Raw genomic sequence first — 12,252 nt, 5'->3', positions numbered from 1 at the left:
GGCGATGCGCCTTTCGAAGATTGATCTGAACCTGTTCGTCGTATTCGAGGCGATCTACAACAAGCGCAACCTGACGCGCGCGGCCGAGGTGCTGAACCTCACGCAGCCGGCCGTCAGCAACGCGCTGGCGCGGCTGCGCAAGACGCTGAACGATCCGCTGTTCGTCAGCACGCCGGCCGGGATGATGCCGACGCCGATGGCCGAGAACATCGTCGGCCGCGTGCGCGAGGCGCTGCAACTGCTCGATTCGAGCGCGCACGAAGGCGACGTGTTCGATCCGGCTTCGTCCGAGCGCGTGTTCCGGCTCAGCATGAGCGACCTGACCGAAGCGCTGCTGCTGCCGGCGCTCGGCGAGCTGCTACAGACGCATGCGCCCGGCATGCACGTGCGCAGCTACACGATGGACCGCCGCGAGGTCGCGACCGCGCTCGCGAACGGCTCGGTCGACATCGCGATCGACGCGCCGCTGATCGGCGATCCGCATCTGCACCAGGCGCTGCTCGTGCAGGACCGCTACGCGTGCATGATCCGCGACGATCATCCGTTCAAGGGCGACACGCTGACCCTGGACGACTACCTGTCGATGGGGCACATCCACGTATCGAGCCGCCGCAAGGGCAGCGGGCACGTCGACGCGGAACTGACGCGGCTCGGGCTGCGCCGCAACATCCAGATGCGCGTGCAGCACTACATGGTCGCGCCGCTGATCGCGATGCGCGGCGATCTCGCGCTGACGGCGCCGCTGCGGCTGCTGCAGCGCTATCCGGCGCGCATTCTGGAACTGCCGTTCGAGATGCCGGGACTCGACTACTTCTGCTACTGGCATCGCAGCGCCGATCAGGATCAGGGCAGCCAGTGGCTGCGCGGGCAGTTGATGGCGCTGATGGGCGGGATCGGCGAGGTGCGGTGAACGGTGGGGCGTGCGCGTCGCAAGTTCGCCCGCGCTTGCCGGCTCGATGGCTCAATACGAATCGTCGTCGAAGCGCGACGCTGCGGGCCGGCGCTTCAGGTCCTTCAGCCAGTCGCGGACCCTGTCCGGATCGTCGAACTCGCGCAGCGCGACGGTCAGGTCGTGGTTGCTGCGCTGCATGCCGGCAATGTCGCGCGTCAGCATGCGCATCACCGTATCGGGCGCGACCTTGGTGGACGACGCGATGCCGTAGGTTCGCCTGAAATCGTTCTCGACGTGCCCGATCTCCTGGTCGAGCTCGCGGAGCTGTTCCTCCAGGATGCCGTTGTAGTGCGTCAGCCGCGCTTCGCTCAGGCCGTCGATCGCGCGCCGGTCGATCTGTTCGATCTCCAGTTGCAGCTCCAGCAAGTGCAGGAGGTTGCCTTTCGCATACGCGTGGTTGACACGCTGCATCAGCACGGTCTTGCGCGCCTGTTCCTCGGGATCGGTTTCGCGATCGGGATGCAGCGCGCTGGCGAGCTTGCGATAGACGTCGCGGAGCGACTTGCTCGATTCGGCCTGCTCGGCTTCGCGTCGCGCCTGCGCGGCCGATTGCCGGGGCGCTTTCTTGCGCTTCGCGCGCTGGGCTTCGCGGGCCTCGTGGGCGGCCATGTCGCGCTTGTACTGTTCGTCGAATTCGGCTTGGATGCGGGCGGCGAGTTCGTCGGGCGACAGCGTGTCGAGATCGTCCGCTGGTTCGGCGGCGGGTTCCGTTTCCGGTTCCGGTTCCGGCTTCGTCCGTGCGGAGGCCGTCGCTGCGGCGCCGTCGTCGTCGTCGGACGGGCAGTGCCGGTTGTAGATGATTTTCAACGTCGCGTCGTCGCTGACGCCGAGCAAGTCGCGCGCCATGTCGGCGATCAGCGCGGATAGCGCGCGCTGCTCGGCTTTGCTCAGACCTTTCTGCAGGAACGCGTCGTCGAGCAGGTTGAGCAACCGGATTCGCAACGCCGTCGACGCCTGTTCGAGCGGCAGCAGCGCGTCGACGAACTTTTTCTGGAAGGCCGGCATGACCGCGTCCCATGCGCCGAGCCGCTCGCGCCGCGCCTCGATCTGCTCGACGAGCGCATTGAAGGTTTGCTGGGCTTTCGACAGGCTGGCTGTCTCGTGGCCGGGTGCGATGGCGACCGCGGCACCGCGACGTGCGGTCATGATGAGTGTCCTCCGGCCGCGGCGGGACGCGCGGCAGGCCGGTATTTTAGCCGGACGGGCGACGCGCGTTCCGGACGGCGATGCGTCGATGCCGATGCGTTACAGCACGGCCATCGACTCCGTCATGTTCTGCTTCATATAGTCGAGGAAGCGCTTCTGGAACAGCATCGTGTGTTCGTGCGCGGCCCGCTCGGCGGCATCGGCGTCGCGTCGCGCAATCGCATCGATCAGTTCGTCGTGGTCGCGACCCAGCTTCGCGGCCGTCGGCGAACTGACGGTGAAGTCGAAATGCAGGTGAAGCAGGCGCTGCCCTTCGCCGAGCAGTCGTTCGTAGTAGCCGACGAAGTACGGGTTGTTCGCGGCGTGGGCGATCGCCATGTGGAGCGCCTTGTTGGTTTCCGACATCGCCTGAAAGTCGCCGCTATCGACGGCGGCCATATAGACGTCGTCGGCCTTGCGGATTTTCGCGAGATCGGCTTCGGAGCGCTGCGTGGCTGCGAGCCGTGTGACCGCGCGCTGGATCAGGTCGAGCGCCGAGATGTATTTCGGGAATTCCTCGATCTCGAACGGCGTGACGAGCGTCGTGCGGTTCGGCAGGATCGTGACGAGCCCTTCGCTGCTCAGCCGTGCGATGGCGTCGCGCACCGGCGAACGCGACAGGCCGAACTGCGCGGCCAGCGAGATTTCGTCGAGCTGCACGCCCGGCTTCAGCTTCAGCGTCAGGATCTGCTTGCGCAATTCCTCATACACGTACCGCCCGCCGTGCCGGCGGCCGCCCCCTTCGGTTTCAACGGCCTCTTTGCTCATCTCGCTACCCTTCCTGTAATCGGCCCGGTTCGCCGGGCGCGCTCTGGAGTTTAGCATTGCGTCCTCACGTGCCCGACGCGGCCGACGGCCCGAATCCGTCGCCCCACGTGTCGCTGAGCATGAACCCGGCGGCGAGCGGATCGTCGGGGTCGACGCCGAGCTGCTGGAACCCGAATACCCATGCGCGTCCGGTCACGCGCGGCAGCACGGCCGGCCGGCCGCCCACTTCGGTCGTGCCGAGCAGCTCGATGCGGAATTCGCCGCCGATCGTCGACCGCGACGTAAGGACGTCGCCGACCGCCACGCGTCCGCGCGCGGCGAGCGTCGCCAGATTGGCCGAGCTGCCGGTTCCGCACGGCGAGCGGTCGACGCGGCCAGGCGGCAGCGTCGTGCAGGTCTGATAGACCGTATCGTCGACGCGGTTGCGGAACATCACGTACGCAACCTCGTCGATCTCCGGGAACAGCGGATGCCGAACGGCGACCTGCCGGTTGATGATCTCCTTGAGCCGCACGCCATGCGTCGCGAGTTGCCGCGCGTTGCCCGGCGCGATGTCGAGTCCGATCTGGCCGACGTCGACGAGCGCGTAGTACACGCCGCCGAATGCGATGTCGACCTTGATCGTGCCGAACGCCGGCATGTGGATGTCGACGTCCAGCTGTTCGACGAACGCCGGTACCATGTCGAGCGACACGCCGACGCAGCGGCCGTCGCGGCATGCGGCCCGAGCGGTGACGAGCCCGGCCGGCGTGTCGAGCACGACGGTGGTCTCGGGCTCCTGCATCGGCACCATGCCGAGTTCGAGCAGCGCGGTCACGACGCAGATGCAGTTGCTGCCCGACATCGGGTGTGCCCTGTCGGCCTGCAGCACGATGAAGCCGGCGTGCGCGTCCGGCCGCGTCGGCGGCAGCAGCAGGTTGACCGACATCTGCAGGCAGCCGCGTGGTTCGAGCACGACCAGGCGCCGCAGGCTATCGTCGGTCTCGTTGATGTGGTTCATCTTGTCGAGCATGGTCTTGCCCGGCACGTCGAGGACGCCGCCGGTGACGACCTTGCCGACCTCGCCCTCGCAATGCACGTCGACGAGCTGCAGCGTTTTGTTCCAGCGCATGATCGATTCACCTTCTGCTTACTTGAGGTACCAGCCCCACGGCTTGTCGCTGTCGTAGCGCGTGATCTGCTTGATTTCCAGGTAATTGTTCAGGCCCCACTCGCCGAGTTCGCGCCCGATTCCGCTCTGCTTGTAGCCGCCCCACGGCGCCTCCGTGAACGTCGGCTGCGAGCAGTTGATCCATACGATACCCGCGCGCATCGCGCGTGCCACGCGCTCGCAGCGCGGCAGGTCGGCCGACATCACGGCTGCCGCGAGACCAAAGCGCGAATCGTTGGCCGAGCGAATCGCTTCGTCTTCCGTATCGAACGGCCGCACGCACACGACCGGCCCGAAAATTTCCTCGCGCCAGATCCAGCTGTCTTCCGGCACGTCGGAGAACACGGCGGGCTCGATGAAGTAGCCGCGCTCGAGATGCGCGGGTCGGCCGCCGCCCGTCACGAGGCGTGCGCCTTCCTCCCGGCCGCGCGCGATGGCTTCCCGTACCTTGTCGTATTGCCCGCGGCTCACGAGCGGGCCGAGCAGCACGCCGTCGTCGCGACCGTTGCCGATCGTGATCTTGCGTGCTTCCTGCGCGAGCCGCTCGACGAGCGGCGCGTACAGCGAGCGTTCGACGAGCACGCGCGACGTGGCTGAACACACTTCGCCCTGATTCCAGAAGATGCCGAACAGGATCCATTCGACGGCCGCTTCGAGGTCGCTGTCGCCGAACACGATGAACGGCGACTTGCCGCCCAGTTCGAGGCTCACGTTCTTGATGTCGCGTGCGGCGGCCTGCATGATCCGGCTGCCGGTCGGCACGCTGCCGGTGAACGCGAGCTTGTCGATGCCCGGATGCTCGGCGAGCGGCGCACCGGCGTCCGCGCCGAGGCCGGTGACGACGTTCAGCACGCCGGCCGGCAGCCCGGCCGCGTCGGCGATGCCGGCCAGTTCCAGCGCGGTCAGCGGCGTCAGTTCGGACGGCTTCAGCACCATCGTGCAGCCGGCCGCGAGCGCGGGCGCGACCTTCCATGCGGCCATCAGCAGCGGGAAATTCCACGGGATGATCGCGCCGGCCACGCCGATCGGCTCCTTGCGGACGACTGTACTGAAACGCTCGTCCGCAAGCGGCACCGGCGTTTCGGCGCTCCCGTCGAGCTGCTCGGCGAGCCCGGCATAAAAGTCGAAGCAACCGGCCGCATCACCGAGATCCCAGAGGGCCTCGGACAGCGGCTTGCCGTTGTCGCGCACTTCCAGCTCGGCGAGTTCGGGCAGGCGGTCGCGGATGCCTTGCGCGATCGCGCGCAGCACGACGGCGCGCTGCGTGCCGGTCATGCGCGGCCACGGGCCGTTGTCGAACGCGCGGCGCGCGGCGTTGACCGCGGCGTCGATGTCCTCGGCGGTGGCGGCGGCCACTTTCGCGACCACGGTTTCGTCGCCCGGATCGAGCGTGTCGAAGGTACGGCCCTGAACGGGCGCCACCCAGCGGCCGTCGATGAAAAGTCGTTCGTAGGATTGCATGAGGCGTCTCGTAGGTCAGGCGAATCGATAAGCGCTGAATGGCGACAGGTCCTGCCGCGTCGGGCGGCCGGCCGTGAGATCGCCGACCAGGCGGCCCGTGGTTGCGCCGAGCGTGAGGCCGAGCTGGCCGTGGCCGAATGCCATGATCACGTTCGACAGCCGTTTCGACCGGTCGATCACCGGTTTCGTGTCGGGTAGGAACGGCCGATAGCCGACGCCGTATTCGACGCGAGCGGTCTGCAACTCGGGCAGGATGCGTTTGGCCTTCTCCAGGATGATGTCCGCTCGCCGGAAGTTCGGCGCCGCATCGCGGCCCGCGAACTCGATGGTGCCGCCGATCTGCAATCCGCGCGTCATCGGGCTGAAGCAGAAGCCGCCGTCCGCATAGATCACGGAGTGACGGAATTCGACCCCCGGGTCGGCGAGTAGTGCCTGGTAGCCGGCGATACCCGCGAGCGGCACGCGCACGCCGAGCGGGCCGAAGAACTTTCGCGAACCGTTTCCGGCCGCGACGATCACGTGATCGGCCGCGATGCGCTCGCCATTGACCAGTGTCACACCGGTCGCACGTCCGTCGGCTTCGTCGATGCGCGCGGCGTTCGCGCGAATGCGGCGTCCGCCTTGCGCCTCGAAGCTGGCGGTGAGCGCCGCAATGAAGCCTTCGGTATCGTTGACCGCGCGCCAGTCGGGAAACAGCAGCCCGTGCTGGAACCTGCCTGCGAGCGCGGGTTCGAGATCGCCGATGTCGACGGCCGTCAGCCGCTGCGATGAGAAGCCGAGCGACTGCCGCAGTTCGAGATGCGGCAGTTCGTGCGCGATGCCGGCGGGATCGTCGAATACTTCGAGCACCGGGCGCTGGCCGAGCAGCGCGCGATCGCCGCATGCGTCGAGCAGCGGCGCGTAGTCGGAATAGACGTCGTGCGTGAGCGTCGCCATGGCCTGCGCGATCGATACGATCTTCGCGTGACGGGCCGACGTGACGAACCGGAAGAACCACGGCAGGATGCCCGGCAGCGCGCCGGGTCGCAGCGCGAGCGGCCCCTTCTGGTCCATCAGCCAGCGCGGCACCTTCATCAGGATGCCTGGCTTCGACAGCGGGATCACCTCGCTGACCGCCATCTGGCCGCAGCTCCATTTCGCGGTGCTGTCGCCTGGCGCGGCCGGATCGATCAGCGCGACCGCACGACTGTCGCGCTGCAGATAGAGCGCGCAGCACACGCCGACGATTCCGCCGCCGATCACGACGGCGGTTTCCTGGCGGGCCGTAGCGGGCGCCGCGGGCGCATGTTGTCGCGGGATCGCATTCAATTGACGAACTCCTGCAGGCTGAAGCCGTGCGCATACGGTTGGGACGAATCCACACGATACTGCGCGCGCCCGGTGACCCATGCGCGTCCTTCAATGCTCGGCCGCACCGCGTCGAGCCCGCTGTCCAGACGTGCGACCGACTCCACGCGGCCGATGAAGCGGCTGCCGATCAGGCTCTCATGACAATACGCATCACCGGCCTTCAGCCAGCCGCGCGCGAAGCGCTGTGCGACGCGGGCCGAGCTGCCGGTGCCGCACGGCGAACGATCGACAAGGCTGTCGCCGGCGATCACCACCGCGCGCCCGTCTGCATCGGCCGCGATCGGCTTGCCTGTCCACATGCAATGCCGCACCCCGCGAATCGCGGGATGATCGGGGTGCACGACGTCGAGCGACGCGTTCACCGCGCGTTGCACGTCGCGGCCCCACGCCAGCAGTTCGCCCGGCGTGAAATGCTCGCAGCCGGGGAAGTTCGGCTGGACCTCGACGATCGGATAGAAGTTGCCGCCGTATGCGATATCGACGGCCAGCGTGCCGAGCGCGGGAACGTCGATCTCGACGTCGCGCGCGAGCAGGAAGCTCGGCACGTTGGTGAAGCGCACCGAGCTCACGCGGGCGCCGTCCATCTCGTAGCGCGCGACGATCTGCCCGGCCGGTACGTCGACCGTGACCGTGCCCGGCTGCTTCGGCACGACGAGCCGCTCCTCGATCGCGAAAGCGATCGAGCCGATCGTGGCATGGCCGCACATCGGCAGGCAGCCTGACGTCTCGATGAACAGCAGGCTGCAATCCGCGTTGTCGCTGACCGGCGGATAGAGGAGCGTGCCCGACATGTGCGCATGGCCGCGCGGCTCCAGCATCAGCGTGCGGCGCACCCAATCGTGATGCGCGACGAAGTCCTCGCGGCGTGCGTTCATCGTCGCACCCTGCACTGCCGGTGCACCGTCGATGACCATGCGTACCGGCATGCCCTCGGTATGGCCTTCGATACAGGTGAAGCTGTGAATCGTCATGTTGAGGTTCCTCGGTCGGCGCACCGACACCATGCCGCACGGTGCCGGTGCGCGTACGCGTTACGCCTGCGATGCCTCGAAGATCGCGCGGAACTCGGCCTTCTCCCGATCGGTCAGCGGCTGCAGCGGCATGCGTGCGTTGCCGACCTTGAAGCCGGCGAGCTCGCAGCCGTACTTCACCTTCTGGATGAACTTGCCCGACTCCATGCTCGCCATTACCGGGAACAGCGAGCGCATCACGTTCTGCGCACCGGCGATGTCGCCGGCCGAGAACTTGTCGTGGAAGCTCACGACCTGTTTCGCGAAGCAGTTCGCGGGCCCGCAGATCCAGCTCGTCGCGCCCCACAGGAAGAAGTCGAGCGCCTGGTCGTCGGAGCCGCACGACAGTTGATAGTGATCGCGGTACTTGCCGCCGATCTCGATCGCGCGCAGCAGGTTGCCGCTGCTTTCCTTGATGCCGATCACGCGCGGATGATCCTTGAACGCGTCGAGTACGCCGAAGCCGACCTCGACGTTCGTGCGCACCGGGTAGTTGTACAGGATCACGTTCACGTCCGTCACGGCCGCGAGAATTGCGTCGTAGTGGCCGATCAGCTCGTCCTGCGACGGCAGCGCGTAGTACGGCGGCGCGATCAGGATGTTCGTGTAACCGGCATCGCGCGCCTGGCGAACCTGCTCGACTACTTCGCGCGTCGACGAACCGTTCGCGCCGGCGATCAGCGTGCCGCGGCTGCCTACCACTTCGCGCACCGTCTTCATCACCGCGCGGCGCTCGTCGTTGGCAAGCGCATAGTATTCGCCGGTCGAACCGAGCGGCACGAAGCCGCTGACGCCTGCGGCGAGCTGATATTCGAGGATCGACGCGAGCGTGTCGTGATCGACCGCGCCCGATGCATCGAACGGCGTGACGAGGGCGGGCAGAATGCCTTTCAGTTGCATGAGATTTCTCCGGCTTGAGGAAAGCGTTGCGAGTTAGTAGGCATAGCGCCTGAGCATCCTGGACTCCACTACGCCGACCAGGCGGGTCAGCGGAAAGGCGACGAGGAAATAGATGACGGCGACCGTCGTCAGAAACTCGACGGGCCGTGCGGTGCTGTTCGACACGTTCTGACCGACGAACATCAGGTCGGCGATGCCCACCGATGAAATGAGCGCGCTCTCCTTGAACAGGCTCACGACGTTCGACAGCAGCGGGGGAATCGCACGCAGCAGCGCCTGCGGAAAAATCACATAGACGATCTTCACGTGCGGCGACAGGCTGAGTGCGATGCACGCGTCGTGCTGCTCGCCGGCGATCGACTTCAGCGACCCGCGAAACGTCTCGCTCGTGATCGCGGCCATGTACAGCGTCAGCGAGATCAGTACCGACAGGTACGGCGGGATCGGCAAGCGCAGCACGACCGGAAAGCAGAAGAACACCCAGAACAGCTGGATCAGAAGCGGCGTGCCGCGGAAGAATTCGACGAATGCGACGACCGGCCCGCGCAGCCAGCGCGACGGCGACATTCGCAACAGGCTCAGCACGAAGCCGAGCAAGCTGCCGACGAGCGCGCACGTCGCGGTGAACGCCAGCGTCAATCCGAGGCCCTTTGCGAGTACGAGCCAGTACGGCCAGACGATGGAAAAATCGAGATTCACGACGGACTCCTCAGCGCTGGACGGCGACGTCCTGGCGGCGCTCGATGACGTTGACGAGTTTTGCGATCGGCAGCGACAGCGCGAAATACACGAGCGCGACGACCGAATAGGTTTCGAGCGGCCGGTACGCTTCGGTCGCGATGCTCTTCGCGACGTACATCAGGTCGCCCACGGCGACGATCGCGACCAGCGCGCTTTGCTGCAAGCTGCCGATACCGTTGGTCAGCAGTACGGGCATCGCGCTGCGCAGCGCCTGCGGCAGCACGACGAAGATCGTGCGCTGCCACGGCCGCAGGCCGAGCGCGACCGCCGCATCGAGATGTTCCTTCGGCACTGCCTGCACCCCGGCGCGATAGGCTTCCGCATTGAACGCAGTCAGATTCAAGCCAAGCGCGAGCACGCCCATCGTGATCGGGTCGATGAACACGTCGACCATCATCGGAATGCAGTAGAAGAACCAGATGATCTGCAGCAGCGCAGGCGTGCAACGGAAGAATTCGATGAAGAGCTGGGCGGGCCAGCGCACCAGGAGCCAGCGGCTCATCGCGAGCAGGCACAGCACGAAACCGAGCACGAGGCCCATCGCGTTCGCGGCGATGGCGAGCACAACGGTGACCTTCAATCCGTCGAGCAGTGTACCGACGCTGCCGGCGAGGAAGCTGAAATCGAAGTGGTAGTTCATGGCTTCGGCCTCAGTCGAGATGCAGCACTTTCTCGAGGAACTCGCGCGTGCGGGACTCCTTCGGACATTTGAAGATCTGATCCGGCGTGCCTTGCTCGACGATCTTGCCGTTCGCGCAGAACACGACGCGCGTTGCGATGTCACGCGCGAAGTGCATGTCGTGCGTGACGATGATCATCGCCATCTTCTGCTCGGCGAGCTGCAGCATCACGTTCTGTACTTCGACGACCATCTCCGGATCGAGCGCGGACGTCACTTCGTCGAACAGCATCAGCTTCGGTTCGAGCATCAGCGCGCGCGCGATCGCCACGCGCTGCTTCTGGCCGCCGGACAGTTGGCTCGGGTATGCATGCAGCTTGCTTTCGAGGCCCAGGCGCGCGAGATACGTGCGTGCGCGCTCGGTTGCCTCCGCCTTCGACAGCCCACCGACGCGTACCGGCGCAAGGATCAGGTTGCCGAGCACCGACAGGTGCGGAAACAGCGTGTAGTGCTGGAACACCATGCCGACCTGTTTCTGCAGCTTCGCATCGATGCGCCAGCCGCCGCGCGCGTCGCCGCCGCGGATGTACGGTGCGCCCTGGAACGCGATTTCGCCGCGCTGGATGCCTTCGAGGCCCATCATCACGCGCAGCAGCGAGCTCTTGCCGCTACCGCTCGGACCGATGATCACGAGCCGGTCGTCGGCGCGCATGTCGAGATTCATGTCGTCCATCACGACGAGGTTCGGGCCGTACGCCTTGTGCACGTCGCGCAGCCGCACGAAATCACCGTCCGGTGCGGACGCGGCGAAGCGCGTGGTCGAAAGGGGATGCATGGCCGACCTGACGGCCGTCGTTTGAGGCGACAACATGACAGTCTCTCCAGCGGCGCCCGATGTCGGCGCGCAATGTGCAAATCGGAATATCGACACCCGGCGGCATCCGCCGGGCCCGTCGGCGCGGTCGGCGTTTATTTGCCCGGCACGAGCATCGCCTGCACGGACGTCTTGATCAGGCGGTTCACCGCGCCCGACTTGATCTGTTGCGACAGGTAGTCGTTGAGGGTGTCGAGGTCGGCTTTCGGCGTGTCCTTGCGCAGGCCGAACGCCACTTCCTGCTGCGCGAGCGGCGGCGCGGGGTTGAAGCTGGCTGCCCAATCCGGGTGCGCCTCGGTCAGCAGCATGTTGGTGATGTTCGCGTCGGCGAGCAGGTCGGCACGCTTCGAGATCAGCGACAGGCGAGTCTCGTCGTTGCCCGGCAGCCGCATGATCCGCGCCTGTTTCAGTTCCGCCGAAATCGCCTTGTCCTGCGACGTGCCGGACATCACTGCGACCGTCACGTTCGGCTTGTCGATATCGGCGATGGAGCGAAGGTTCTTCGGCACGCGCGGGTTGTTCTTGTTGTAGACGAACGAGACGTTGTAGTCGGTCGCCGGCGCGGAGAACGCGACGGCCTTTTCACGCTCGGGCGTGTCGTTCAGCGCGAGCGACAGGTCCCACTTGTCCGATTGCAGGCCGGCCACGATGTTGTCCCAGCTCGTATCGACGAATTCGACCTTCACCTTCAGCACGTTCTGCCCGAAATCGCGGCACAGATCCGAGAAGAAGCCGCTGTAGGCGCCCGTTTTCGGGTCGCGCATCACATACGGCGGCGCGACGGCGGCGCCGCAGCGCAGGACGCCCGCCTTTTTCACGGCGGCCCAGGCGTCGGGCCCGGCGGCATGCGACGGCGCGGTGGCGACGAGCGATGCCGCGACCGTGCTGCACGCGACGATTTGACGGGTGAAACGAGACAGTCGATTCATGGTGACCTCACTTGAGATGGGTAAACCCGTATGCCTTCTGCTTTCCACACACTAATGTGTGTTTTATTGTGTGCAGCGTTGTGTGCATATTAGAGGGGCAAAAATCAGCGTGTCAACGGGAAGTTGTGCTGGGAGGCGGTCGGGTTTTCCCAGGGGCGCGTGCGGAGGCGCGGGGAGGGACGAGCGGAGAAAGCGGGGCGACGCGGGGCCGAGGACGGCTACGCGAGGATGGGAAGAGGAAGCGCAGGGATTGGCTGCGGGCCGGTCGTTCCCGCCGTAGTCATTCGCTGAACGAGCGACTTTCGCGCAAACG

Annotated in this window: 12 protein-coding genes; 1 reads left to right on the top strand and 11 read right to left on the bottom strand. The window is 66.2% G+C overall.

What is annotated here, in order from left to right; genetic code table 11:
- The first annotated feature begins 4 nt into the window (after positions 1 to 4).
- Positions 5 to 910 (top strand): LysR family transcriptional regulator, encoded by a 906-nt coding sequence (locus KR541_RS19600; RefSeq protein WP_050017138.1) that lies wholly within the window; start codon positions 5 to 7, stop codon positions 908 to 910.
- A gap of 51 nt (positions 911 to 961) precedes the next feature.
- On the opposite strand, the gene KR541_RS19595 is transcribed toward KR541_RS19600, so the two are convergent.
- From KR541_RS19595 to KR541_RS19545, 11 genes are all read right to left on the bottom strand, one after another.
- Positions 962 to 2,098 (bottom strand): J domain-containing protein, encoded by a 1,137-nt coding sequence (locus tag KR541_RS19595; protein WP_216089739.1) that lies wholly within the window; start codon positions 2,096 to 2,098, stop codon positions 962 to 964.
- Between the two features lie 99 nt (positions 2,099 to 2,197).
- On the bottom strand, positions 2,198 to 2,905 hold the full coding sequence (locus KR541_RS19590) for a GntR family transcriptional regulator (RefSeq protein WP_200891638.1): 708 nt from the start codon (positions 2,903 to 2,905) through the stop codon (positions 2,198 to 2,200).
- Positions 2,906 to 2,969: 64 nt separating this feature from the next.
- A complete protein-coding gene (locus tag KR541_RS19585; protein ID WP_050017136.1) occupies positions 2,970 to 4,016 on the bottom strand; it encodes a proline racemase family protein in 1,047 nt (348 codons plus the stop codon).
- Between the two features lie 18 nt (positions 4,017 to 4,034).
- Entirely contained in the window at positions 4,035 to 5,516 is a 1,482-nt protein-coding gene (locus KR541_RS19580) for an aldehyde dehydrogenase family protein (protein WP_050017135.1), read from the bottom strand.
- Between the two features lie 15 nt (positions 5,517 to 5,531).
- Positions 5,532 to 6,824: an NAD(P)/FAD-dependent oxidoreductase gene (locus KR541_RS19575; protein ID WP_200891637.1), complete on the bottom strand. Its 1,293-nt coding sequence runs from the start codon at positions 6,822 to 6,824 to the stop codon at positions 5,532 to 5,534.
- Positions 6,821 to 7,837, bottom strand: coding sequence for a 4-hydroxyproline epimerase (locus KR541_RS19570; protein WP_050017134.1), 1,017 nt, complete (start codon positions 7,835 to 7,837; stop codon positions 6,821 to 6,823). Before KR541_RS19570 ends, KR541_RS19575 begins: the two co-directional genes overlap by 4 nt.
- 60 nt (positions 7,838 to 7,897) lie before the next feature.
- On the bottom strand, positions 7,898 to 8,776 hold the full coding sequence (locus KR541_RS19565) for a dihydrodipicolinate synthase family protein (RefSeq protein ID WP_050017133.1): 879 nt from the start codon (positions 8,774 to 8,776) through the stop codon (positions 7,898 to 7,900).
- Positions 8,777 to 8,809: 33 nt separating this feature from the next.
- Complete coding sequence (locus KR541_RS19560) at positions 8,810 to 9,475, bottom strand: amino acid ABC transporter permease (RefSeq protein WP_050017132.1); 666 nt, start codon at positions 9,473 to 9,475, stop codon at positions 8,810 to 8,812.
- A gap of 10 nt (positions 9,476 to 9,485) precedes the next feature.
- Positions 9,486 to 10,157 (bottom strand): amino acid ABC transporter permease, encoded by a 672-nt coding sequence (locus tag KR541_RS19555; RefSeq protein ID WP_050017131.1) that lies wholly within the window; start codon positions 10,155 to 10,157, stop codon positions 9,486 to 9,488.
- A 10-nt stretch (positions 10,158 to 10,167) separates the two neighbouring features.
- Positions 10,168 to 11,007, bottom strand: coding sequence for an amino acid ABC transporter ATP-binding protein (locus KR541_RS19550; protein WP_050017130.1), 840 nt, complete (start codon positions 11,005 to 11,007; stop codon positions 10,168 to 10,170).
- 98 nt (positions 11,008 to 11,105) lie between these two features.
- Complete coding sequence (locus KR541_RS19545; protein ID WP_050017129.1) at positions 11,106 to 11,939, bottom strand: substrate-binding periplasmic protein; 834 nt, start codon at positions 11,937 to 11,939, stop codon at positions 11,106 to 11,108.
- Between the last annotated feature and the right edge of the window lie 313 nt (positions 11,940 to 12,252).

The organism is Burkholderia sola (assembly GCF_905400185.1).
GTDB lineage: Bacteria > Pseudomonadota > Gammaproteobacteria > Burkholderiales > Burkholderiaceae > Burkholderia > Burkholderia sola.
The sequence above is the reverse complement of the archived record's forward strand: the minus strand, read 5'-3'. Positions and strand labels throughout refer to the sequence as shown.

Coding starts and splice junctions, on each gene's coding strand:
- KR541_RS19600 (WP_050017138.1), top strand. CDS start 5: ATGCGCCTTTCGAAGATTGATCTGAACCTGTTCGTCGTATTCGAGGCG.
- KR541_RS19595 (WP_216089739.1), bottom strand. CDS start 2,098: ATGACCGCACGTCGCGGTGCCGCGGTCGCCATCGCACCCGGCCACGAG.
- KR541_RS19590 (WP_200891638.1), bottom strand. CDS start 2,905: ATGAGCAAAGAGGCCGTTGAAACCGAAGGGGGCGGCCGCCGGCACGGC.
- KR541_RS19585 (WP_050017136.1), bottom strand. CDS start 4,016: ATGCGCTGGAACAAAACGCTGCAGCTCGTCGACGTGCATTGCGAGGGC.
- KR541_RS19580 (WP_050017135.1), bottom strand. CDS start 5,516: ATGCAATCCTACGAACGACTTTTCATCGACGGCCGCTGGGTGGCGCCC.
- KR541_RS19570 (WP_050017134.1), bottom strand. CDS start 7,837: ATGACGATTCACAGCTTCACCTGTATCGAAGGCCATACCGAGGGCATG.
- KR541_RS19565 (WP_050017133.1), bottom strand. CDS start 8,776: ATGCAACTGAAAGGCATTCTGCCCGCCCTCGTCACGCCGTTCGATGCA.
- KR541_RS19555 (WP_050017131.1), bottom strand. CDS start 10,157: ATGAACTACCACTTCGATTTCAGCTTCCTCGCCGGCAGCGTCGGTACA.
- KR541_RS19550 (WP_050017130.1), bottom strand. CDS start 11,007: ATGTTGTCGCCTCAAACGACGGCCGTCAGGTCGGCCATGCATCCCCTT.
- KR541_RS19545 (WP_050017129.1), bottom strand. CDS start 11,939: ATGAATCGACTGTCTCGTTTCACCCGTCAAATCGTCGCGTGCAGCACG.